This window comes from Streptomyces xylophagus, assembly GCF_000716435.1.
Taxonomy (GTDB): domain Bacteria; phylum Actinomycetota; class Actinomycetes; order Streptomycetales; family Streptomycetaceae; genus Streptomyces; species Streptomyces xylophagus.
On sequence record NZ_JNWO01000027.1, the window covers coordinates 1 to 23,093 of the forward strand.

The window sequence follows — 23,093 nt, forward strand, 5'->3', positions numbered from 1 at the left end:
CTCCCACGCCCGCTCCTCCGCCCAAGCGACAGCCGTCGGCGACAGATACACCCCGTCCACCTCGAAACCCCGAGCGGCCAGGTGGAGGGCGTTGCGCCCCGGACCACAGCCCAGGTCCAGGGCACGGCCGCCCCCGCCTATCAACCCCCGGTCGAGATACCCGACCAGACTCTCGTCCGGCTTCTCCACGAAGAACGGCACCGGCCTGTCACGGTCGGCATAGAACCCGTCCCACCAGGAGGCACCCCGAGAACTCCAACGATCGGCTTCCGGCACGAACAGCCCGTCCAGAAGCCGGAGTACGTCATCGACGGTGCGTATGTCCCGCCCGCGCTGGTTCCCGTCCAGCCGGTCCGTCCCGTCCATCCGGCCCATCCCGTCCATCCGGTCCCCTCTCCGAGGCGTCGAGCGTAGGACTGGGCGGCCCGGAAGCCCAGCTCAGCGGACATCCGGGACGCTCACGCGGATGCCGTCAACGCCCTTGTGCGGGGCCGGAGTTGACACCGGAAGGACGTCATACCAGGACCACGGTGAACCCTTGCCGGCACCCCGCCCGAGAGCCCCCAGGACGGCAGTACCGGCCACGCCGACCGCACTTTCCGAGGAGCGCGTCCCGCCTCAGCCCTAGTCGGAGGTCACCTTCACCGAATCAAACGTCGTCCCCTCCGGCGCGATGCAGACGAACCAGTTGGCCGATGAGCCGGCCACCGGTCGGATCGCCGATTCGTCGCTGTTGACGTCGGCGCCCTCCGCGACCCGGTGGACGACGGTCGAGCTGCCGTCCTTCCAGGTGCACGTGACCTCCTGGGCGGTCTTGGCGACCTGGCCGATCACCAGGCGCTGGGGCATCGTGTGCTTCGGGTCCAGGGAGAGTGCGACCGACTCGAGGTCCACGCCCGACATCTTGTCCTTCGTGTCGACCCTTTTCTCCGTGAGGACGACGGGCTCCCCGTCCCCGATGCTCCGGCGCGTGAAGTACGAGGACTTGCCGACCAGTTGGGACGACTTGCTCACGTCCACCGGCACCTCGCCGTACCTCTTCATGGACTGCAGCTGGGCCCAGGCCTCCCCCTCGTCGCGCGGGGCACCCCACTCGTCGACGCTGACCCACCATTCCTTGCCGCCGACGTTGCCCGTGCCGATCAGGGTCTCCTGCGGCTGATACACATGCCGCTCCTCCGGCGTCGACGGCGGGGTCGACTGCTGTGTCACCGCCGGTGACACCTCCACCCCGCTCCCGTCGCGGAGCGAGGCCAGCGCGAGCGTGCCGGTCGTGCCGGTGATCACCAGTGCCGCGGCCGTCGCGAGTGCCCAGCGGCGGGCCCGGCGTCGGCGGCCGCCGCGGAGCACCGCCTGGTAGGGGGCTATGCCGATCTCGACCTCGTCCGCGGCGTCGGCCAGCAGGAGGGCGATGTCTCTGTCCGTCATGGTGTGGTTCGTCTCCCGGTCCGCGCTCATCACTTCCGCCCTCCCTGCGTCACCATCTCGGCGAGTCCCGGTATGGCGCGGAGTTTCGCGATCCCCTTGGCCGCGTTGCTCTTCACCGCGCCGACCGAACAGCCCATCGCCTGGGCCGTCTGTGTCTCGGTCAGGTCCTCCCAGTACCGCAGCACCACCGCTTCCCGCTGCCTCGGGGGCAGTTGGGCCAGTGCCTTGAGCAGGGCGCTGCGGTCCTCGGCCTGGGCGATGCGGTCACCGGTGTCGGCGATCTCGCGTACCAGGCCAGAGTCGTCCTTGGGAGCCAGGAACTCCTTGAGTCGTCTGCGGTGTTTGCGTGCGTGCGCGTTGATCATCACGCGCCGTACGTACGCCTCGGGATCGTCGGCCGCGCCAACCTTTCGCCAGGCCACAAAGGTCTGTTCGAGCGTCGACTGGACCAGATCCTCCGCGGCGTGCTGTTCCCCCGTGAGAAGAAATGCCGTCCGCATCAACCTCGGCCAGCGGCCGATGACAAAGCTCTGGAACTCGTCATCGCGAGTCTCCCGAGCCTCCTTGCGCTCCCCCATGGGCACCTCCTAGATGTCTAAAGGAGTCCATGAGCCGCTCGAACCGTTGCCTCACTTCTCAAAACTCGTGGAAGCCGCGCCCTCCGCACTCGTGGAGGCCGCATCCCCCGCGTCCCCGACCACCGCCGGACCCGCCTCCCCGGCCACCGCCGGTTCCGCGCCCGCCGCCCCGGCCACGGCCGACGGCGCCCCCGCCTTTCGCCAAGGCAGCCACACCACCATCAGCACCACCGCACCGAGCAGCACCCCCGTCCCCGTCCGGAACGCCAGCGCGTACCCCTGCGTCAGCGCTTCCCCCGTACCGCCGCCGCTCCTCGTCGCGCTCGCCGTACGCGCCGCCGCGATCGTCGACATCACGGCGAGACCCAGCGAACCGCCCATCGTGCGCGAGGTGTTGATCAGCCCGGAGACGAGACCGGCCTCCCCCGGCGCGGCCCCGGACGTGGCGAGCGCGGCGAGCGGGGTGGCCGTAAGGCCCGCGCCCAGCATCATCAGGATGCCGGGGAACATGATCTCGGTCAGGTAGTCGCCTTTCACCGTCATCAGGGACTGCCAGCCGAAGCCCGTCGCGGCGATCACCGTGCCGAGCACCGCCACGTTGCGCGCGCCGAATGCCGGCATGAAACGGGGCGCCGACTTGGAGCCGACGAGGACGGCCAGGGAGCTCGGCACCAGCGCGAGTCCCGCCTCCAGTGGTGTGTAGCCGAGGACGTTCTGGGCGTAGAGGGTCATGAAGAACCACATGGAGAACATCGCCGAGCCGTTCACGAACATCGCCGCGTTCGCCGACGACACGGCCCGCGCCCGGAACAGTCCGAGCGGCATCAGCGGAGCCGCCGTGCGCGCCTCGACGACGAGGAAGAGGGCGATCAGCGCGAGTCCGGCGGCCAGCGGGAGCAAGGTGGCGGCGGCCGTCCACCCCTCCGCTTCCGTCTGCGAGATGCCGTATGCCAGCACTCCGAGCCCCGCCGTGACCAGGACGGCGCCCGGCAGGTCGAGTCGTCGGCCGTCGCCGGCGCGGCTCTCCGGGAGCCAGCGCAGGGAGCTGAGCAGGACGACCGCGCCGACGGGCACGTTGATCAGGAGCACCCAGCGCCAGGACAGGGTGTCGACGAGCACTCCGCCGACGAGTCCGCCCGCGGCCCCGCCGCCGGCGCCGACCGCCGTCCAGGTGGCGATGGCCCGTGCGCGGGCCGCGCCCTCCGACACCGCCGAGGTGACGATCGTCAGCGTCGAGGGTGCCAGTACCGCGGCGCCCAGTCCCTGCACGGCCCGGGCGAGGAGCAGTTGCCAGCCGTCCTGGGCGAGCCCGCCGCACAGTGAGGCCAGGGTGAACAGCGCGAGCCCGACCAGGAACATCCGCTTGCGGCCGTAGAGGTCGCCGGCCCGGCCGCCGAGGAGCATGAACCCGGCGAAGGCGATGGCGTACGCGTTGACCACCCATTGCAGCCCGGACGCGCTCATCCCCAGGTCGGCCCGCATCGACGGCAACGCGACGTTGACGACGGACACGTCGAGGACGACGAGGAACTGCCCGGCACACGCGAGCGCGACGACCACCCAGGCGGCGGGCGGTGCCGAGCCCCGACGGTACGGGCGGGATATCCGGGAGGGTGAGGCGTCAGCGGCTCGGGGCATGGTTGTCATCCTCTCAACCGGCCCGCGCCCCTTGCATCGGCATTTCGCCCCAGCCGTACCACCGCCGCAGGACCTACGCCGCCGCCCGCAGCAACGTCACCACAGCCGCCCCGCCCAGCCCGATGTTGTGCGCGAGCCCCACCTCGGCCCCCGGCACCTGCCGCTCCCCCGCCGTCCCCCTCAACTGCCACACCAACTCGGCGACTTGGGCGATCCCGGTGGCCCCCAGCGGATGCCCCTTGGAGATCAGCCCACCGGACGGATTCACCACCCACCGCCCGCCGTACGTCGTCCCCCCGGACTCGACGAGCTTCCCGGACTCCCCGGGCTCGCACATGCCGAGGGCCTCGTAGGTCAGCAGCTCGTTGATCGAGAAGCAGTCGTGGAGTTCTACGACGTCCACGTCCTCGATGCCGAGTCCGGACCGTTCGTAGACCTGGCGGGCGGCGGCCCGGGACATGGGCTGTCCGACGACGTCGACGCAGGAGCCGGACGCGAAGGAGTCCTCGGTGTCGGTGGTCATGGCCTGGGCGACGATCTCGACGAGCGGGCGGGACGACAGCCCGTGGGCGTCCGCGAACCGCTCCGAGACCACGACCGCCGCCGCCGCTCCGTCCGAGGTCGGTGAGCACTGGAGCTTCGTCAGCGGGTGGTGGACGACGCGGGCCGCGAGGATGTCGTCGACGTCGTACACGTCCTGGAATTGCGCGTACGGATTGTGCGCGGAGTGCCGGTGGTTCTTGGCGGCTACGGCGGCCAGCTGTGCCTCGGTCGTGCCGTACTTCTCCATGTGTTCGCGGGCCGCGTCGCCGAAGATCTGGGCGGTAGGCGGGGTCATCTCGAAGCCGTGGCGGGCGGCCATGATGCCGTAATGCCGGGCGACGGGGGAGGTCGCGAAGTCTCCGCCGTCGGCGCCCCCGCCCAGCGCGCCCCGCTTCATCTTCTCGAAGCCCAGGGCCAGCACGCAGTCGGCGGCTCCGCCCTCGACGAGTTGCCGGGCGAGCATGAGGGCGGTCGAGCCGGTGGCGCAGTTGTTGTTGACGTTGTAGACGGGGATGCCGGTGAGACCTAGTTCATACGCGGCGCGCTGGCCGGCGGTGGAGGGCTGGAAGCAGTAGCCGATGGGAACCTGTTCCACCTCGTCGTAGGAGATCCGGGCGTCCGCGAGGGCGGCGTTGCCGGCCTCACGCACCATGTCCCAGTACTGCCACTCCCGGGTCTCGGGCTTCTCGAACTTCGTCATCCCGACGCCGGCGACATAGGCCTTCATGGCGGGTGAGATTAGAACACGTTCTAGCGAATGGCCAGACATGACGACGCGTCAGATATTCATGGAACGGTCAAGGATTCGTTAGTACGCCGAAGCATCGGAATAGTTGCCCATGCATACGAGGTTTACCGTGCACTTATCTCGCACGGATCAGTGCACCCGCACGGATCAGTCCGCCCCGCACGGATCACGCCACACCTACGGCCTGGAGGCCCAACTCCATGACGCACACGTCGACCGACCAGCCCGCACGGAGGCCGTCCGGCGCCGTCGTGCCGGTGCTCGCCTTCGCGGGCATCGTTGTCGCGGTGATGCAGACCCTGCTCGTCCCGGTCATCAAGGACCTGCCGCAGCTGCTGAGCACCGAGCCCAGCAACGCCACCTGGGTCCTGACCTCGACGCTCCTGTCCGGAGCCGTCGCCACGCCGATCATGGGCCGCCTCGGCGACCTCTTCGGCAAGCGGCGGATGCTGATCACCAGCCTGGCCATCATGGTGGTCGGCGCCCTCGTCAGCGCCCTCACCAGCGATCTCCTCACGATGATCGCGGGCCGTACGCTCCAGGGCTTCGCGATGGGCGCGATACCGCTGGGCATCGGCCTGATGCGCGACATGCTGCCCCGCGAGAAGCTCGGCTCGGCCATGGCCCTGATGAGCTCCTCGATCGGCGTCGGCGGCGGTCTCGCGCTGCCGCTCGCGGCCCTGGTCGCCCAGCACGCCGACTGGCACGCCCTCTTCTACGGCGCCGCCGGCCTCGGTGTCCTCGCCATCGTCCTCACCCTCCTCGTCGTACCGGAGTCCCCGATGCGCGCCGAGGGCACCTTCGACGTGCTCGGTGCGATCGGCCTCTCCGCCGGCCTCGTCCTCTTCCTCCTCCCCATCACCAAGGGCAGCGACTGGGGCTGGACCTCCGGCACCACGCTCGGCCTGTTCGCCGCGGCGGCCGTCGTCCTGCTCCTGTGGGGCGTGATGGAGCTGCGTCTGAAGGCCCCGCTGGTGGACCTGCGCACCACGGCCCGCCCGGCGGTCCTCTTCACCAACCTCGCCTCGATCATGGTCGGCGTCTCCTTCTACGTCGTCTCGCTCGTCCTGCCCCAGCTCCTCCAGCTGCCCAAGGCCACGGGTTACGGTCTCGGGCAGTCGATGGTCACCGCCGGTCTGCTGGTGGCGCCGCTCGGTCTGACGATGATGTTCACCGCGCCTGTCTACGCCCGTCTGTCGGCGAAGTACGGGCCGAAGGTCACCCTGATCCTCGGCATGCTGATCATCGGTATCGGTTACGGCGCGGGGCTCGGGCTGATGAGCGCGGCCTGGCAGTCCCTGGTCATCGCGGTCGTGCTGGGTGCGGGTATCGGTCTCGCGTACTCGTCGCTGCCCGCGCTGATCGTGGGGGCGGTGCCGGCGTCGGAGACCGGTGCGGCGAACGGGCTCAACACCCTTATGCGGTCCATCGGTACGTCCGTCTCCAGCGCGGTGATCGGGATGGTGCTCGCCAACACCGCGAACCATGTGGGTGGGGTTGCTGTCCCGACCATGCACGGATTCCGGGTGTCGTTCCTGATCGCGACCGGTGCGGTTGCCGTTGGGCTGTTGATGGCGCTGTTCCTTCCCAAGCCGGATCGGGCGCCGCGGTTGAACTTCAGCAGCGAGGAGGAGGCGAACCTTGAGCGTGCGGAGGAGGTTCTTCGGGGGTTCCGGGGGCGTGTTCTTGGTGCCGACGGGTCGCCTGTTGCCCGGGCGAAGGTCACGTTGATCGATCGGCGGGGGCGGCAGGCGGGAGCCACGTTGTCCTCCGAGGACGGGAGTTATGTGCTCGCTGTGCCGTCCGAGGGGGCGTATGTGTTGGCCGCGCGGGCGAGTGGGCATGGGCCGCTGGCCTCGTCTGCGACGCACGCGGGGGACGAGGTTGCGGTTGACCTGGATCTTTCGTTGCCCGGTGAGACTGTTAGCGCGTAGTCGGTAGTTCTTTGACTGCGGGTGCGTGGGGGCTGGTCGCGCAGTTCCCCGCGCCCCTGAAACGAACGTAGCCTGGCCGCGCTCACGAACTCGCCCCGTACCGAAGGGACCGCCCCATGTCTCCGGCGCCCAAGCCCGAAATCCTCGCCGCGTTCGAGAACGCCAAGGGATTCATGCCGGTCGGTGAAGGGCTCGCTCTGTATGCCGCTGCTGTCGAAGCCGGGCGGCTCGGACTCCCGTTGCTCGAAGTGGGGACGTACTGCGGGCGGTCCACCCTTCTTCTCGCCGATGCTGCCCGTGAGGCCGGTGTCGTCGCGCTCACGCTCGATCATCATCGGGGCAGTGAGGAGCAGCAGCCGGGGTGGGAGTATCACGACCCGGAGACGGTCGACCCGGAGATCGGGCTGATGGACACGTTGCCCACGTTCCGGCGCACTCTGCACAAGGCCGGGCTGGAAGAGCACGTGGTGGCTCTCGTCGGGCGGTCGCCGCAGGTCGCCCGGGTCTGGGGGTCGCCGCTCGGCCTCGTCTTCATCGACGGCGGGCACACCGACGAGCACGCGAACGGTGACTACGAGGGCTGGGCGCCCCACGTCGCCGAGGGCGGGCTGCTCGTCATCCATGACGTGTTCCCGGTCGTCGAGGACGAGTTCACCGGGCAGGCGCCCTACCGCGTGTATCTACGGGCCCTGGAGTCCGGCGCGTTCACAGAGGTGTCGGTGACCGACTCGCTGCGTGTCCTACGGCGCACAGGTGCCGGTGTCTGACCTCAACTCGGCAGCCCGGCAAGCCACTCCGTCAGGTGCTGGTTGACCTCGGCGGGCCGCTCCTGCTGGATCCAGTGCCCGCAGCCCTCCAGGATGTGCGAGCCGCGCAGGCCGGGCAGGGTCGTCGGGTACGCGGCGATCGCGTCGGAGAGCCAGGTGGTGGAGGCGTCCAGGGCGCCGCCGAGGAACAGGGACGGCTGGGTGAGAGGTGCCCCGTCGAAGGGGGCCATGTCCTCCCAGTCGCGGTCCATGTTGCGGTAGCGGTTCAGGGCGGCGGTCAGGCCGGTTCGCTCGAACTCCCCCGCGTAGACGTCGAGTTCGGCCGTGCTCAGCCAAGCGGGCAGCCCGGCCTCCGTCGGGAACCGCGCTCTCAACGTCCCTCCCTCCCGGCTCACGAAGTGCGGGTCGGGGGTGCCGGGTGCGGGCATGGTGTCGGCGGAGAAGGCGGCGTAGAAACCTGCGAGCCAGCCGCGTACGTCCGGTTCGATCTCGGCCTCGGCGCGGCCCGGTCGCTGGAAGTAGGAGACGTAGAACTCCTCGTCCCCACCCATCCCCGCGAAGATCTCGCCGGGGCGCGGGCCGCCGCGGGGCGCGTAAGGGACGCTCAGCAGGCCTACGGCTCGGAAGACGTCCGGCCTGAGGAGGGCGGAGTGGGCGGCGATGCCCGCGCCCCAGTCGTGGCCGACGATCACCGCGGACCGCTCGCCGAGCGCGTGCACCACGGCCACGGCGTCCTCTACGAGGTCGAGCATCCGGTACGCCGACACGTCCTCGGGCTTCGACGAGCGGCCGTAGCCGCGTACGTCGACGGCGACCGCGCGGTAGCCGGCCGCGGCCAACGCCGGGAGTTGGTGGCGCCACGAGTACCAGGACTCCGGGAAGCCGTGGACCAGGAGGACCAGGGGGCCGCTGCCCTGTTCCACGAGGTGGATGCGGCCCGCGGGGCCGGGAACGAGCCGGTGGGTGACGTCCTTGACCATGGTCGTGAGTCCTCCGTGACGGGGGCTGGTCCCACGATCCTGCGCCCCGGCCCGGCACACCCACGACTCTTGTTGCCGCTTCAGCAAACCGGGTCCGAGCGAAGGCTAGGGTGGCTTCCGTGTCGTACGTAGGTCCGGACTTCGATCCCCCGCAGGCCCGCCGTCCCCGCCGAGGGCCCCTGACAGTGGCGCTGGCCGCGCTGGTCCCGGGGGCGCTGATCGGGTGGTTCGTGTATGAGGCGGTGGGTGGTCCGGGGGGCGGGTCGGGCAGTGCGGCGGCCAGCGCGTCCTCTTCGTCGTCCACGTCTTCATCGTCTACGTCGTCGAGCGCGCCCGGCGCTCCCTCCGCCACCGCGTCGAACGACGACAAGCCACCGAACCCCACCCCCCTCAAGGGCAAGGTCGTCGTCATCGACCCGGGGCACAACATCACCAACTTCCAGCACACCGCCGAGATCAACCGCAAGGTGGACATCGGCACGAACTGGAAGGAGTGCGACACGACGGGGACGTCGACCAACGCGGGTTATACGGAAGCCCAGTTCACGATGGACGTGTCCTACCGGCTGAAGGCGCTCCTCGAAATGCAGGGCGCCACGGTGAAGTTGACCCACGAAGGCCACTCCCCGGCCTGGGGACCCTGCGTCGACCAGCGCGCCCGCATCGGCAACAACGCGCACGCGGACGCCGCGATCTCCATCCACGCGGACGGCGCACCAGTCGGCGACCGCGGCTTCCATGTGATCCTGCCCGCGTCCGTCCACGCCGGCGGCGCCGACACCCGCGCCATCGTCGCCCCCTCCGCCGCCCTCGGCCGGAGCATCGCGGGCAACTACCTTCGCGCGACGGGCGAACACCCCTCCAATTACGTCGGCGACGGCACCGGTCTCGTCACACGTAAGGACCTGGGCGGTCTCAATCTGTCAACGGTTCCCAAGGTGTTCATCGAGTGCGGCAACATGCGCGATAGCAATGATGCTGCACTGCTGACGAATAGCGCCTGGCGACAGAAGGCGGCGCAGGGGATCTCTGAGGGAATCGTGAGTTTCCTGCGCGGGTAGCGATCAGTGGGCTGATCCGGGCGGACATCCCGACGGGGTGGACGATAGGGTCTACCGACGACGAGACGACCTACGAAGGACCTGAAGTGAATATCCGCTCCCTCACACGAGGCGACGGCGTGGTGATCGGGGCAGCGGTATTGCTCTTCATCGCGTCGTTCCTCAAGTTCTACTCCGTTGACGGGTACAACCTGGACCAGAATGCGTGGGACGACCTCGGCACCGGTCTGGGCCTCTATGTGGGCGGTGTCATCGGTGCCGCGCTGATCGTCGTCAACCGCAGCCTGCCGCAACCACGCAAGGTGGCCGGACTCGACCTCGGTACGGTCGGCGCGGCCTTCACGGTGCTCGTCGCGTGGAGCCTGTTCTGGACGCTGGTGGACACTCCGACCGGCGCCAGCGCCGCCGCCGGCCTCATCCTCGGCTTCATCGCGGCCCTCGTCCTGGCCGGCGGCGCCATCGCCACCCCCCTCGTCCCGGCCCTCCAGGTCGCCCTCATCCCCGCCCCCAAGCCGATCGCCCCGCAGCCCTACGGCGCGCAGCCGCCCGGCGGTTACGGCTACCCCGGTGCCGGCGCCGGTGCGCCGCAGCCCTCGTACGGCACCCCGCCCCAGCAGGCGCAGGCCGGGCAGCCGTTCGGGCAGCCGCAGCCGGCTCCGGCTCCCGCCGGGGACTTCTCGCCGTTCTGGTTCGCCGTGCCGGTGGCCCGGCCGCTGTTCGCGGAGGACGGTTCACCGGCGCCGATCGCCGAACTCGCGCCGGGCACCTGGTACTTGGCCGTGGAGCAGCGCGGTCCGGCGCTTGTCGCGCAGACGCAGGACGGCCGTCGTGGCGTACTGCAGGACACCTCGGGGATTCAGCGCGGCTGACGCTTCCGACAGTTCCTGTCACGGCCCCTCGCCCTTCCGGGCGGGGGGCCGTTGTCGTACAGTCGCAGCCGTCCGCCCATTGACTGACGGTCCGTCAGATCTGTGACTGTGGAGGCGATATGCGGCTCGGTCTCGCACTCGGGTACTGGGGGCGCGGGCCCTCCGCCGACCATGTGCCTTTGGCCCAGGAAGCCGAGCGGCTCGGGTACGACTCCGTGTGGACCGCCGAGTCGTGGGGGTCCGACGCCTTCACCCCGCTGACCTGGATCGCCGCGCAGACCTCAAGGATCAAGCTGGGTACGGCGGTTGCGCAGATGGCGGCGCGGTCGCCGACCACCACCGCGATGCACGCGCTCACCCTCGACCATCTCTCCGGCGGGCGGGTACTGCTCGGGCTCGGGCTGTCGGGGCCGCAGGTGGTGGAGGGGTGGTACGGGCGGCCGTTCCCCAAGTCGCCGCTCACCGCGACCCGGGAGTACGTCGAGGTCGTACGGCAGGTGTTGCGGCGGGAGGCGCCGGTCGAGGTGGACGGGCGGTTCCACGCGCATCCGTACCGGGGGGAGGACGGTACGGGGCTCGGCAAGGCGCTCAAGTCCATTACCCACCCGCTCCGTTCGGACCTACCGATCCTTCTGGGCGCCGAAGGGCCGAAGAACGTGGCGCAGACGGCGGCGATCGCGGACGGGTGGCTGCCGTTGTACTGGTCGCCGAGCCGACCAGAGGTGTACGGGACGACCGACTTCCGGGACGACTTCCTCGTCGCTCCGATGGCTCAGGTGAAGGTCTGTGACGACGTCGGCGAAGGGCTTCTGCCGGTCAAGATGATGCTCGGCTTCTACATCGGCGGAATGGGGCACGCGGCCCGTAACTTCCACGCCGATCTGATGGCGCGCATGGGGTACGAGGAAGAGGCTCGGCGGATACAGGAGTTGTTCCTCGCCGGGCGCCGCGAAGAGGCGGTGCTCGCCGTGCCGGACGCGTTCGCCGACGAGATCTCGCTGGTCGGCCCGCGTGAACGCATCGCGGAGCGGCTGGAGTTGTGGCGCAAGGGCCCGGTGACGGATCTGCTGGCCCTTGCGCCCGACCCGCACACGCTGCGGGTGCTGGCCGAACTGAACTCCTAGGAGCCGCCCGCCAGTTGGCCTGCCGACGGCACCTTGTCGGTCACCTCGGCGCCCGCGCTCTTCCCGGCGTCCTTGACCTTGTTGATGATGTCGTCGAAGGAACTCGCCGTGGCGTCGGTCGAGTCGCCCTTGCGGAGCTTGGACGGCAGGTCCTTGAGGGAGTCGATGCCGGCGCTGAGCGGGGCGACCGCCTTGGCGAGTGTCGGGTCGCCCTTGGCGTTCTTGGTGGCCGCCTTGAGCCGGTTGTACGCGAACGCGCCCGCGAGACCCGCCTTGACGAGCGCGAACCTGCGTCCGCTCGCGCCCTTCTTGAACTTGCCCGCCTTCCAGGGCTTCACGATCCACTGGTAGGTGGCACCGGCGGCGATGCCCGCGTTCGCGACGAAGCGGGTCTTGGCGAACTTCTGCCGTTCGGCGGAGGTGCTGGGGCTCGGGGTGGCAGCGGCAGCGGCGGCCACTACGGCCGCGGTGTCCTGCGTGGCGTCTTCGGTGGCGCTGCCGCAGGCCGTGGCACCGGCGAGCAGGGCGCAGCACAGGGTGAGCGCCACGAAGAGGCGCCGTATCGGTACGGGCACGGAATCCTCCGGGGTTTTCCCCGAGTGGGTGTCCTTACCCCGGCAGCCTCACCCGGCCGGGGCGGTTGCGCCACCCGGGGGACGCCGTTCGGGTTTCATCCGGTCGGATGCGGCAATCCGCTTGGCATGTCCCCCTACTACCGACGTGGTTCGAATTCCGCCGGCAATGTCATCGTGATCATCGCCGACATCATGGCCCTCATCCTGGCCCTGTGGATTCTCATGTACCTGTTGGACGCCAACCGCGCGAACGACCTCGTGCAGTTCGTCCACCGCGCGGCGAACTGGCTCGCCGGCTGGTCCCGCGACCTGTTCACCTTCGACGAGGCGTGGGCGAGGGTTGTCTGCGGCTATGGCTTGGCTGCGGTGGTGTACCTGTTCATCGGCCACGCGATCGCCAACCGGGTACACCGCTCCTGAAGGCTGGCGGCTGCGGGCCCGGTGGGGGCTGAGCGCGCAGTTCCCCGCGCCCCTAAAAGAAACAGCGGGCCGGAGTTTTTAGGGGCGCGGGGAACTGCGCGACCAGCCCCCACCGGGCCCGCACCTAACAACAATCCGGATCCAACCCCAACGGCAAATGCTCGGCACCGAAGACCGCACAGGTCGCGTCATGCCCCCCGAGCGCCGCCACCGCAAGCAGCAACGACCCCGCAGTCCACGTGGTCAACTCCCGCGGCCACACCGCATCGTCGTCGAAGACATACCCCGTCCAGTACAACCCGGTCTCCGCGTCACGCAGATGCTGGATGGACTGAAGAATCTCCAACGCCCGATCGGACTCCCCCAACACCCAGAGCGCCAGGGCGAGTTCGGCGGACTCACCCCCCGTCACCCACGGGTTGGGGACGACACACCGCACCCCGAGCCCGGGCACGACGAAGCGGCTCCAGCCGTCCTCCACCCGGGACTTGGCCTCCGTACCGGTCAACGCGCCGCCCAGGACCGGGTAGTACCAGTCCATCGAGTAGCGGTCCTTGTCCAGGAACCGTTCCGGATGGCGGCGGATCGCGTGCCGTAGCGCGCCGACCGCCAACTCCCAGTCCGGCTGCGGCTCTTCACGCTGTTCGGCGATCGCGAGCGCGCAGCGCAGCGCCTGGTGGATCGAGGAGGAGCCGGTGAGAAGCGCGTCCGACGTGTCCGTGCCGTCTTCCTCGCGCTTCCAGCCGATCTGCCCGCCCGGCTGCTGCAACCGCAGCACGAACTCGACCGCCGCGAAGACCGTGGGCCACAGCCGGTCCAGGAACGTGTCGTCGCCGGTCGCGAGGTAGTGGTGCCACACGCCTACGGCTATGTAGGCGACGAAGTTGGTCTCGCGCCCCCGGTCGGTGACGTCGTGCGCGTCGCCGTCGGCGTAGGCCGCGTACCAGGAGCCGTCCTCGTTCTGGTGCCGGGCGAGCCAGCTGTACGCCCGCTCGGCGGCCTCGTGTTCGCCGGCCGCGTCGAGTGCCATCGCGGCCTCGGTGTGGTCCCACGGGTCGAGGTGATGGCCCCGGAACCACGGGATCGCCCCGTCCTCCCGCTGCACGGCGAGGATGCCGGCGACGGTCGCGGCGGCCTGCTCGGCGGTGAGGACCCCGGGCAGGACGAGGTGTTCTGTCCGGGGGGTGGTCACTTGGTGGCCGCCTCGGCGAGGCCGGGCAGATGCGGCTTGGTCGCGTAGGCCACGAAGCTCTTGCCGATCAGCGGGTTCAGCGCCTGTTCGGCGACCCGGGTGGCGAGGGGTTTCTTCATGATGTCCCAGACCAGGAGCTTGTGGTACGCCTGCACCGGCAGCGCCTTGTCGTTGTCCACGCCGAACGCGCACTTCAGCCACCAGTACGGCGAGTGCAGCGCGTGCGCGTGGTGGGTGCCGTACGGCTTGAGGCCGGCCTCGCGGATCTTCGTGAGGAGTTCGTCCGCCTTGTAGATGCGGATGTGGCCGCCCTCGACCTCGTGGTAGGCGTCGGACAGCGCCCAGCAGACCTTCTCGGGGCCGTAGCGCGGGACGGTGATGGCGATCCGGCCGCCGGGCTTCAGGACCCGGACCATCTCGGCGAGCACTCCCTTGTCGTCCGGGATGTGTTCCATGACCTCGGAGATGATCACGACGTCGAACGACTCGTCGGGGAAGGGGAGTTGGAGCGCGTCGCCCTCCATCGCGGTGGCGGTGGCGCCGGCCGGGGCCTCGCCGGCCTCCTTCATCGCCGCGAACCACTTGGCGACCTCGCGGATCTCCTCGGCGTTCTGGTCGAGGGCGACGACCTGTGCCCCTCGCCGATAGCACTCGAACGCGTGCCGCCCGGCACCGCACCCGAGGTCCAGGACACGGTCGCCAGGGGCGAGCGGGAACCGGGAGAAGTCGACGGTCAGCACGTGGCCCTGCTTTCGGGATAGACACCGGTGTCACTTGTCGGGGTCGTGGGGTCGACCTCCTGAGAGGCCGCGGAGCGGCCGGGAAGCTTGGCGGCGGAGCCGGTCAGGGTGTCGGCGGCGGAGCCGGCCAGGGGCTTGGCGGCGGAGCTGACCAAGGGCTTGGCGGCGGAGCCGGTCATTGCCTCGCGGTAGCGCTGGACCGTGCCCTCCGCTGCTCGCGACCAGGTGAACCGCGCCAGTACTCGCTCGCGCCCGGCCCGGCCGAGTCGCGCTCTCAACTCCGGGTCGGCCAGCAGGCGGCTCAGGGCGGTCGCCAGCGCGTCCGGGTCGCCCGGGGGTACCGCGAGGCAGGTCTCGCCGTCGCGTCCGGCGACCTCCGGGATCGCTCCGCCCGTCGTGGCGACGAGGGGCGTGCCCGTGGCCATCGCCTCCGCCGCCGGGAGCGAGAACCCCTCGTACAGCGAGGGCACGCAGGCGACCTCCGCCGAGCGGACCAGGTCGACGAGTTCGGCGTCCGTGATGCCCTTGACGAAGTCGACGGCGCCTTCGAGGCCGTAGCGCTCGACGGCTTGGGCGACCGGGCCCTCGGTGGGACGTTTGCCCACGACGATCAGGTGGGCTTCGGGGTGTTCGGTGCGGACCTTCGCGAGGGCCTCGACGAGGAAGACGAGGCCCTTGAGGGGGACGTCCGCGCTGGACGTGGTGACGATCCGGCCCGGTACCTGGGGTACGGCGGGGTCCGGGGAGAACTGGTCGGTGTCGGCACCGATGTGGACGACGTGGATGCGGTCGTCGCGGACGCCGAGGTGGTCGATGATCTCCTGGCGCGAGGTACCGGAGACGGTGAGGATTGAGGGGAGGCGGCGGGCGACGCGCTTCTGCATCTGCGTGAACGCGTACCAGCGGCGCTTGGACATCCGCTGGCGCCAGTTCTCCGCCGCGTCCAGCTCCAACTGCCGGTCCACGGTGATGGGATGGTGGATCGTCGTGACGAGCGGGGCGCCGACATCCCCCAACAACCCATAACCCAGCGTCTGGTTGTCGTGCACGATGTCGAACTCGCCGCGCCGGGCGCGGAGATGACGGCGGGCGCGGAGCGAGAACGTGAGGGGCTCGGGGAAGCCGCCGGTCCACATCGTCGCCACTTCGAGCGCGTCGATCCAGTCGCGGTACTCGTCGCGCTTCGGGGTGCGGAAGGGGTCCGGGGAGCGGTACAGGTCGAGCGAGGGCAGCTCGGTCAGGGAGATGCCGGGGTAGCCCTCGTCGAGCACGGGGTACGGCTGCGAGCCGATGACCTCCACGCGGTGCCCGAGGCGGGCCAGTTCGCGGGAGAGGTGGCGGACGTAGACGCCCTGGCCCCCGCAGAACGGGTTCCCCTTATAGGTGAGGAGTGCGATACGGAGCGGTCGCTCGCCGTCGGCTGCCGAGTCCTCCTGGGGACCCGCCTGACTGGCCTCAGCGGTCACTCTGAGCCCCCTTCTGCCTGCACTGTCCCGCGAGATTACGCCGGGACGCTAATCTAGAACAAGTTTCAGACTTGATCGTCCAGGAGGTTCTGAATCTACCGGCCGGTACGGGCGCTGTGAGAAGTGGATCAGGTGATTCACACCACGGCCGAGACACTGCCATGATCGGTCCGATCACCCGCCCTCACCGACAGTCACGGGAACAGTCACGGAACGGGAGCCATGCCGGTGGAAGCCAAGCCCGAAGCCACTGCGCGGACCTCGCCGCCCCTCACCGAGCGGCAGGAGGCCCGGCGGCGCCGCATCCTGCACGCGAGCGCGCAGTTGGCGAGCCGGGGCGGTTTCGACGCGGTGCAGATGCGGGAGGTCGCGGAGTCCTCGCAGGTCGCGCTCGGCACGCTGTACCGGTACTTCCCGTCCAAGGTGCATCTGCTGGTGGCCACGATGCAGGACCAGTTGGAACACATGCACGGCACGCTCCGCAAGAAGCCGCCGGGCGGCGAGACGGCGGCCGAGCGGGTCGCCGAGACCCTGATGCGGGCCTTCCGCGCACTCCAGCGCGAGCCGCATCTCGCCGACGCGATGGTCCGCGCCCTGACCTTCGCGGACCGCAGCGTCTCCCCCGAGGTCGACCAGGTCTCCCGGCAGACCACGGTGATCATCCTGGACGCGATGGGCCTGGACCATCCGACGCCCGAGCAGCTCTCCGCCGTCCGCGTGATCGAGCACACCTGGCACTCGGCCCTGATCACCTGGCTCTCGGGCCGCGCGTCCATCGCCCAGGTGAAGATCGACATCGAGACGGTGTGCCGCCTCATCGACCTCACGGAACCGGACGCGGACCGATAATCCCCGCATGGCCGTCATCCACCAGACCCACGTCAAGCCCACCAAACTCGAACTCCTCACCACCTGGCTGCCCACCCGCCCCTGGTATCACGGCCCCGCCGAACCGGAGTTGGTGAAGTCCGGCGGGTTCCGGCTCGACGACCCCGAGGGCGAGGTCGGCATCGAGTTCATGGTCGTCACCGACGGCTCGGGGGCCTACCTCGTGCCGCTCACCTACCGCGGCGCCCCGCTCCCCGGCGCCGAGCACGCCCTCGTCGGCACCATGGAGCACGGCGTGCTCGGTCCGCGCTGGGCCTACGACGGCTGCCACGACCCGGTGCTGACCGCCGAGTTGGCCGCGCTCATCGAGGGGCGCGCGAAGGCGCAGGCGCAGAGCATCACCGACACCCCGGACCGGGAGGTCGCCCGCTCCTGGACCGGCGCGGCACCCCTCCCCGCCCTCGGCGCCCCCAACGACACTGACGAGACAACCGAGTTCGCCGTACCGAACGGTCCGACCCTGCGGCTGCACCGGGTGCTGACTCCCGGCTCCGCCGCCCCCGAGGGCGCGCTCGGCCAGGTCACCGGCGCCTGGGCACAGGCCGACGGCACCCGTACCCGAGCACTGTTCGCCGCCGTCCAGGACTTCTAGGACCCCAACTCCCCCACTGCTGCTACTCCTCGGGCGGGAACACCGGCTCCCCGCTCCCCAGCAGCGTGATCATGATGGCCTCCACCGGGCAGCCCTCCGCAGCCGCGAGGATCTGCTCGTTGGCGTCGGTTTCCGGCTCGGCCGGGTGGGACTGCATGGCCGAGTCGAGGTGGAAGCGGTCGGGGGCCTGGTGGACGCACTGGGCCGAGCCGATGCAGATGGAGCGGTCGACCTCTACCTGCCAGCGGTCGCCCATCCTCTGTTCACCCCTCCCAGCCGGCCGGGAGGTGGATCATCTTGTGTTCGAGGAACTCGGAGTAGCCCTCGGGCCCGAACTCCCGTCCCAGGCCGCTGTTCTTGTAGCCGCCGAAGGGGCCGAGCATGTCGAGGCTGAAGGTGTTGACGTTGTAGGTGCCGGTGCGGACCCGGCGGGCGATGTCGATGCCGTGGGCCACGTCGGCGGTCCATACGCTGCCGCTGAGGCCGTAGTCGGAGTCGTTCGCGATCTTCACGGCGTCCGTCTCGTCGCCGTACGGGAGGAGGCAGATGACCGGGCCGAAGATCTCCTCGCGGGCGATCCGCATGGAGTTGTCGACGTCTCCGAAGAGGGTCGGCTCCACGTACCAGCCGTGCTCCAGGCCCGGTGGACGGCCGCCGCCCGTAAGGATTTTGGCGCCTTCCTCCTGGCCGATGCGGATGTAGTCGAGGTTGCGTTGTTGTTGGCGCTTGGCGACCAGCGGGCCTACCTGGGTGGCCGGGTCGAGCGGATCGCCGACCACCAGCGCGCTCGCCGCCGCGGCGAACGCGTCCGCGAACTCGTCGTAGCGCGAGCGCGGTACGAGGATGCGGGTCTGGGCCACGCATGCCTGGCCGTTGTTCATCCAGGCCGCCGAGACGATGCCGGGGACGGACGTCGTGATGTCCGCGTCGGGCAGGACGATCGCCGCCGACTTGCCGCCCAACTCCAGTGTCACGCGGGTGAGATGACGGGCGGCGACCTCCATCACGCGTTTGCCGGCCCCGACCGAGCCGGTGAAGGAGACCTTGTCGATGCCGGGGTGTCCGACGAGGTACTCGCTGACCTCGCGGTCGGCCGGGAGGATGGACAACACTCCCTCCGGCAGGCCGGCCTCCTTCGCTATCTCGCCCAACAGGTAGGCGTCCAGGGGCGTTTCGGGCGACGGCTTCAGGATCACCGTGCAGCCGGCGAGCAGCGCGGGCGCGAGCTTCGCGGCGGCCACGAACTGCGGGACGTTCCACGGGACGACGGCTGCGACCACCCCAACTGGCTCCCGGCGGACGAGAATCTTGCCGAGGACCCCGTCCCGCTGTTCCTCGTAGGTGAAGCCCTTCGCGACGGTGATCGCCGCGTCCCACACCATCATCGCGCCGAGGGCCTGCCCGAGGATGCTCCAGGAGTACGGCGACCCGTTCTCGGAGGAGATGACGCGGCCTATCTCCTCGTACCGTACGGCGATCGCGTCCTTGATGCGGGTGACGACCGCGAGCCGTTCGTCGAGCGTCATGCGCGGCCAGGGGCCCTCGTCGAAGGCCCGGCGGGCCACCGCGACGGCCCGGTCCACGTCCTCCGTGGACGCGTGCGGTACCCGTCCGATGACCTCCTCGGTGTGCGGGGAGATCACCTCGATGACGTCCTTGCCCAGGGGGTCGGTCAACTCCCCGCCGATGAACAGCTGTCGGTGTTCCACGAGCTCTGTCATGGCCGATTGCCTCCCCGGTACTGCCGTCTGACGATCCATCAGATACGAAGACTGAATACCAGTTCCGGTCGATGGAGTCCACGTATAGTGGCCGGAAGGCGGCGATTGGGGAGTCCATGGCTCAGGTCCACGACCACGGCGGCGGCGTGCGTTCGATCGAAGTCCCCATCCCCGACAACCCACTTGGCACGACCCTCGTGTACGTCGTCGACACCGACCGCGGTCCGGTCCTGGTCGACACGGGCTGGGACGACCCGGCGTCGTGGGACACCCTCGTCGAGGGTCTTGACGCCTGCGGTACGTCGGTCGGCGAGGTGCACGGCGTGGTCATCACCCACCACCACCCCGACCACCACGGCCTGTCCGGGCGGGTGCGCGAGGCGTCCGGGGCATGGCTCGCGATGCACGCGGCGGACACGGCGATCGTCCGGCGGGCCCGCTCCACCGAACCGGGCCGCTGGCTGGCGTACATGACCGCGAAGCTCACGGCGGCCGGCGCCCCCGAGGAGCACCTCGCGCCCTTGCGTGCGGCCCGTCCGCGCAGCGTGCCGGGTCTCGCGCCCGCGCTGCCCGACCGGGAGATCGTCCCCGGCGAACTCCTCGACCTGGCGGGGCGCCGACTGCGCGCGATCTGGACGCCGGGCCACACCCCCGGGCACGTCTGCCTGCACCTGGAGGAGCAGCATCCGGCCCAACTCCCGGGCCACGGGCGGCTGTTCTCCGGCGACCACCTGCTCCCCGAGATCACCCCGCACATCGGCCTGTACGAGGACCCGGACGACACCACGATCGCCGACCCGCTCGGCGACTACCTCGACTCCCTGGAACGCATCGGCCGCCTCGCCCCCGCCGAGGTGCTCCCGGCCCACCAGCACACCTTCACCGACGCGACCGGCCGCGTACGGGAGTTGCTCGCGCATCACGAGGACCGGCTGACCGGACTCCTCGCACTGTTGTCGGAGCCACTCACCGCCTGGCAGGTCGCGGAGCGGATGGAGTGGAACCGGCCCTGGGCCCAAATCCCTTACCAGTCACGGAACATCGCGGTGTCCGAGGCCGAGGCGCATCTGCGGCGACTGGTGAAGCTGGGGCAGGCGGAGTCGGTGACGGGGAGCGAGCCGGTGACGTACGTGGCGGTGTAGCTCCGTCGTGGGGGTAATTCAGTCGTGGGACGGAGGGTGCGGCTGGTACCAACGTCCGCATGGACCTGGACCCTTTGCAACGCCTTCTCGCCGAACGCGCCTGTGAGCGCGCCGTCCTGGACTTCGTCCGCCGGCTCGATCTCGGTGAACCCTCCTCCGTCGCCGAGCTGTTCACCGAGGACGGCACCTGGGAGTGGCCCGACGGCAAGAGGCTGATCGAGGGGCGGGAGGCGCTGCGGAAGTACTTCGGGTCGCGTCCCGCCGACCGGCTCTCGCGCCGCCTGATGTCGAACGTCCTCGTCACCCTCACCTCACCCGACGCGGCGATCTCGACGGCGTACTTCACGACGTACCGGATCGACGGCTATCACGGCGGCCAGGTGCCCGCCGGTCCCCCGGTCCAGGTCGGCCACTACGAGGACACCTTCCGTCAGGTGGACGGGAGTTGGCTGATCTCCACCCGCACGCTGTTCCTGCCGTTCGGCGGTCCCACTCCGCGTCACTGAGCGTCCGGGCGGCTCGTCGCGTAGGCGATTCCCTCGTCGTACGACATCGCCAGGCCCGCCCGGTATCCCGTCTCGTACGTGGCGTCGCCGAGGTGTGCGCGGACGCGGAGTTCGCAGGTGCGGCGGGTGGCGATGAGGTCGGGGGAGTCCAGCTGGGCGCGGCCGGTGAGTTCCCAGAGGCGGGTGCCGATGCCGAGGAGGCGGGCGGCGCGGTGGGCGTCGCCGGTGGCGACGACGGCGGTGGCCAGGAGGTCGAGGGACATGGCCGCGCCGGCCGTGTTGTGCAGCAGGGCGTGACCGGCGATCGAGGTGCGGGCGCCGAGTATCGCGGCCGGTATGTCACCGCGCCCCAGGTCCGCCTCGGCGATCAGGTAGTCGGCGTAGGCCCCGGCCCAGCACTCGCCCTGTTTCCGGCTGGCCGTGCGCACCTCGTCGGCGACCTCGCGGCCGGGCTCGTACGCGCCGCGCAGTATGTGCGCGAGGGAGAGCGCGAGCCGGACCTGGAGCTGGGCGGCGCCGAACGCGTCGTCCTGGACGGTGAGTCGGGGTGCGGCGGCGAGGACGTCGATCGCCTCCGCCTGTCGGCCGGTGAGGGCGAGCTGGCCGCCCCTGAGGTAGACGGCGGCGACCTGCGCGACCGGGGAGCCCTGTTCGCGGGCCGCGTCGGCGCAGCGCACCGCCCAGTTGGCCGCCGCCTCCTGGTCGCCCTGGAGGATGGCGACCGCGCCGCGCGACCACAGGGCGAGGGTGCGGCCGTGGCCGGGCGGTGGGTCGCCGGCGAGGGCCTGGTCGAGGCAGTGCTGGGCCTCGCGGAGGTAGCCGCAGTGCCGCCACAGGAACCCGACATGGCCCGCCATCTCCACGGCCGCCCCGCGGTCCGGTTCGGCGAGCGCGCTCTCCACTGCCGCCCGGAAGTCGGCGTGTTCGCTCAGGACGCGCTCGCACCAGGCGACCTGCCGTCCGGTGTTCCACTCGGCGCAGCCCTGGTGGGCGAGGCGTGCGTAGTGCTCGCGGTGGCGTCGCCGTACGGCGCGTTCCTCACCGAGCGCGTACAGCCAGTCGGTGCCGTACTCGCGGACCGTGTCGAGCATCCGGTAGCGGGCCGAGATGAGGGGGTCGGGCAGGACGATGGACTGGGCGACGAGCCGGTCGAGGAGCCCGGCGATCCGCTCCGGGGCCAACGGGCCGCCCGCGCACACCTGTTGGGCGGTCTCCGCGCAGAAGCCGCCGGTGAAGACGGAGAGTCTTGCCCACAGCAGGCGTTCGAGCGGGGCGCACAGTTCGTGGCTCCAGCCGATGGCGGTGCGCAGGGTCTGGTGCCGTGGCGGGCCTTCGCCGGTGTCGGAGGCGAGCAGGTCCAGGGGCGAGGGGAAGCGTTCGCCGAGCCGGGTGTGGAGTTGGTCGAGGGTGAGGTCGGCGAGGCGGGCGGCGGCGAGTTCGAGGGCGAGGGGGATGCCGTCGAGGCGGCGGCAGACGGCGGCGGCGGTGGCGCGGCCGGCCTCGTCCACGGGGTGTCCGGCGGCTGCGGCGCGTTCGGCGAACAGGGCGACGGCGTCGCCGACTTCGGCGAGGTCTCCGGTGCGGCCGTCCACGGGCAGCGGTTCGAGGTGGAGGACGTCCTCGCCGGGCAGGGCGAGCCGTTCCCGGCTGGTGAGGAGGATGCGCAGGTCGGGCAGGCGGGCCAGCAGGGCGGCGGCCAGCTTCGCGCAGTCGGCGAGGAGGTGCTCGCAGGAGTCGAGGACGAGCAACAGCCTTTTGCCGTCGGCCCATTCGGTGATGACGTCGATCACCGGGCGGGTCGACTGGTCGGCGAGCCGGAGGGTCTCCATGACGGCGAGGCCGACGAGTCCGGCCGTGTGCAGGGGCGAGAGTTCGGTCAGCCAGACGCCGTCGGGGTATGCGTCCCGGACCTGCGCCGCCGCGCGCAGGGCGAGCCGGGTCTTGCCGACCCCGCCGACCCCGACGACGCTCACCAGCCGGGCCCGGCCGACGTCCGGGTCCAACGCGGCGCGGAGCCGGGCGAGTTCGGCGCGCCGCCCGACGAAACTGTGCGTCTCGGGCGGCAGATTCCCGAGGTTCCCGGGGTTCGGGTGAGTCGTGTCCGGCACGAGGCCCAGTGTGTCCGTACGTCACCGGCTCCACGCGCGGGTCCCGGAAGCAGGCCCAGGGCTGCCCGGAAGA

The 23,093-nt window shown here is 70.3% G+C and carries 23 protein-coding genes; 10 read left to right on the forward strand and 13 right to left on the reverse strand.

The features are described from left to right. From OO70_RS40835 to OO70_RS40855, 5 genes are all read right to left on the reverse strand, one after another. Positions 1-384, reverse strand: a 384-nt coding sequence (locus OO70_RS40835; RefSeq protein WP_234337050.1) for a class I SAM-dependent methyltransferase, incomplete at its 3' end; no start/stop codon positions are given. Between the two features lie 240 nt (positions 385-624). Next, positions 625-1,428 carry a hypothetical protein gene (locus OO70_RS40840; protein ID WP_234337051.1) on the reverse strand — a complete coding sequence of 268 codons (804 nt, stop codon included), beginning with the start codon at positions 1,426-1,428 and terminating at the stop codon, positions 625-627. Positions 1,429-1,457: 29 nt separating this feature from the next. After that, positions 1,458-2,006 carry a SigE family RNA polymerase sigma factor gene (locus OO70_RS40845; RefSeq protein WP_043683652.1) on the reverse strand — a complete coding sequence of 183 codons (549 nt, stop codon included), beginning with the start codon at positions 2,004-2,006 and terminating at the stop codon, positions 1,458-1,460. 51 nt (positions 2,007-2,057) lie between these two features. Then, a complete protein-coding gene (locus OO70_RS40850) occupies positions 2,058-3,653 on the reverse strand; it encodes an MFS transporter (protein WP_234337052.1) in 1,596 nt (531 codons plus the stop codon). A 64-nt stretch (positions 3,654-3,717) separates the two neighbouring features. Then, positions 3,718-4,914 (reverse strand): lipid-transfer protein, encoded by a 1,197-nt coding sequence (locus OO70_RS40855; RefSeq protein WP_043683658.1) that lies wholly within the window; start codon positions 4,912-4,914, stop codon positions 3,718-3,720. A gap of 221 nt (positions 4,915-5,135) precedes the next feature. On the opposite strand from OO70_RS40855, the gene OO70_RS40860 reads away from it, so the two are divergent. Beyond that, positions 5,136-6,869, forward strand: coding sequence for an MFS transporter (locus tag OO70_RS40860; RefSeq protein WP_043683661.1), 1,734 nt, complete (start codon positions 5,136-5,138; stop codon positions 6,867-6,869). 116 nt (positions 6,870-6,985) lie between these two features. After that, positions 6,986-7,636: a class I SAM-dependent methyltransferase gene (locus tag OO70_RS40865; protein WP_043683663.1), complete on the forward strand. Its 651-nt coding sequence runs from the start codon at positions 6,986-6,988 to the stop codon at positions 7,634-7,636. A 2-nt stretch (positions 7,637-7,638) separates the two neighbouring features. Here the strand turns inward: OO70_RS40865 and OO70_RS40870 are convergent, their stop codons facing one another. Next, positions 7,639-8,616 (reverse strand): alpha/beta fold hydrolase, encoded by a 978-nt coding sequence (locus OO70_RS40870; RefSeq protein ID WP_043683666.1) that lies wholly within the window; start codon positions 8,614-8,616, stop codon positions 7,639-7,641. Positions 8,617-8,735: 119 nt separating this feature from the next. Between OO70_RS40870 and OO70_RS40875 the strand changes: the two genes are divergently transcribed. The 3 genes from OO70_RS40875 to OO70_RS40885 all read left to right on the forward strand — a co-directional run bounded on the left by OO70_RS40875 (position 8,736) and on the right by OO70_RS40885 (position 11,670). Further along, positions 8,736-9,677, forward strand: a complete 942-nt coding sequence (locus tag OO70_RS40875; protein ID WP_078651750.1) for an N-acetylmuramoyl-L-alanine amidase — start codon at positions 8,736-8,738, stop codon at positions 9,675-9,677. Between the two features lie 86 nt (positions 9,678-9,763). Next, entirely contained in the window at positions 9,764-10,546 is a 783-nt protein-coding gene (locus OO70_RS40880) for a DUF5336 domain-containing protein (protein ID WP_199827505.1), read from the forward strand. A gap of 119 nt (positions 10,547-10,665) precedes the next feature. Further along, complete coding sequence (locus OO70_RS40885; RefSeq protein ID WP_043683672.1) at positions 10,666-11,670, forward strand: LLM class F420-dependent oxidoreductase; 1,005 nt, start codon at positions 10,666-10,668, stop codon at positions 11,668-11,670. Here OO70_RS40885 and OO70_RS40890 read toward each other — a convergent pair. Beyond that, positions 11,667-12,245 (reverse strand): hypothetical protein, encoded by a 579-nt coding sequence (locus tag OO70_RS40890; protein WP_043683674.1) that lies wholly within the window; start codon positions 12,243-12,245, stop codon positions 11,667-11,669. The two genes, OO70_RS40885 and OO70_RS40890, sit on opposite strands and share 4 nt — an antisense overlap. Positions 12,246-12,371: 126 nt before the next feature. Between OO70_RS40890 and OO70_RS40895 the strand changes: the two genes are divergently transcribed. Next, positions 12,372-12,665 carry a hypothetical protein gene (locus OO70_RS40895; protein ID WP_043683677.1) on the forward strand — a complete coding sequence of 98 codons (294 nt, stop codon included), beginning with the start codon at positions 12,372-12,374 and terminating at the stop codon, positions 12,663-12,665. A 124-nt stretch (positions 12,666-12,789) separates the two neighbouring features. Here the strand turns inward: OO70_RS40895 and OO70_RS40900 are convergent, their stop codons facing one another. Genes OO70_RS40900 through OO70_RS40910 form a run of 3 tightly spaced genes read right to left on the reverse strand, consistent with a single transcriptional unit; the run spans position 12,790 to position 16,063 of the window. Further along, a complete protein-coding gene (locus tag OO70_RS40900) occupies positions 12,790-13,857 on the reverse strand; it encodes a prenyltransferase/squalene oxidase repeat-containing protein (protein ID WP_043683680.1) in 1,068 nt (355 codons plus the stop codon). Beyond that, entirely contained in the window at positions 13,854-14,597 is a 744-nt protein-coding gene (locus OO70_RS40905; RefSeq protein ID WP_043683683.1) for a class I SAM-dependent methyltransferase, read from the reverse strand. Before OO70_RS40905 ends, OO70_RS40900 begins: the two co-directional genes overlap by 4 nt. Then, positions 14,591-16,063, reverse strand: a complete 1,473-nt coding sequence (locus OO70_RS40910; RefSeq protein WP_043683686.1) for a glycosyltransferase family 4 protein — start codon at positions 16,061-16,063, stop codon at positions 14,591-14,593. Before OO70_RS40910 ends, OO70_RS40905 begins: the two co-directional genes overlap by 7 nt. Before the next feature lie 222 nt (positions 16,064-16,285). On the opposite strand from OO70_RS40910, the gene OO70_RS40915 reads away from it, so the two are divergent. Together OO70_RS40915 and OO70_RS40920 are read left to right on the forward strand one after the other, a co-directional pair. Then, positions 16,286-16,912 (forward strand): TetR family transcriptional regulator, encoded by a 627-nt coding sequence (locus OO70_RS40915; protein WP_043683689.1) that lies wholly within the window; start codon positions 16,286-16,288, stop codon positions 16,910-16,912. Between the two features lie 7 nt (positions 16,913-16,919). Then, positions 16,920-17,543 (forward strand): maltokinase N-terminal cap-like domain-containing protein, encoded by a 624-nt coding sequence (locus tag OO70_RS40920; RefSeq protein WP_043683692.1) that lies wholly within the window; start codon positions 16,920-16,922, stop codon positions 17,541-17,543. Between the two features lie 22 nt (positions 17,544-17,565). Here OO70_RS40920 and OO70_RS40925 read toward each other — a convergent pair whose 3' ends face one another. Next, positions 17,566-17,799, reverse strand: coding sequence for a ferredoxin (locus tag OO70_RS40925; RefSeq protein ID WP_043683694.1), 234 nt, complete (start codon positions 17,797-17,799; stop codon positions 17,566-17,568). 7 nt (positions 17,800-17,806) lie between these two features. Further along, on the reverse strand, positions 17,807-19,264 hold the full coding sequence (locus OO70_RS40930; RefSeq protein WP_043683697.1) for an aldehyde dehydrogenase: 1,458 nt from the start codon (positions 19,262-19,264) through the stop codon (positions 17,807-17,809). A gap of 116 nt (positions 19,265-19,380) precedes the next feature. On the opposite strand from OO70_RS40930, the gene OO70_RS40935 reads away from it, so the two are divergent. Together OO70_RS40935 and OO70_RS40940 are read left to right on the forward strand one after the other, a co-directional pair. Further along, positions 19,381-20,406, forward strand: a complete 1,026-nt coding sequence (locus OO70_RS40935) for an MBL fold metallo-hydrolase (protein WP_043683700.1) — start codon at positions 19,381-19,383, stop codon at positions 20,404-20,406. Positions 20,407-20,465: 59 nt separating this feature from the next. Then, on the forward strand, positions 20,466-20,912 hold the full coding sequence (locus OO70_RS40940) for a nuclear transport factor 2 family protein (RefSeq protein ID WP_043683703.1): 447 nt from the start codon (positions 20,466-20,468) through the stop codon (positions 20,910-20,912). Here the strand turns inward: OO70_RS40940 and OO70_RS40945 are convergent. Beyond that, the gene (locus OO70_RS40945) at positions 20,906-23,020 is read right to left on the reverse strand and encodes an ATP-binding protein (RefSeq protein ID WP_051742072.1); all 2,115 of its coding nucleotides are present in this window, start codon (positions 23,018-23,020) and stop codon (positions 20,906-20,908) included. The genes OO70_RS40940 and OO70_RS40945 overlap by 7 nt on opposite strands. Positions 23,021-23,093: the final 73 nt, after the last annotated feature.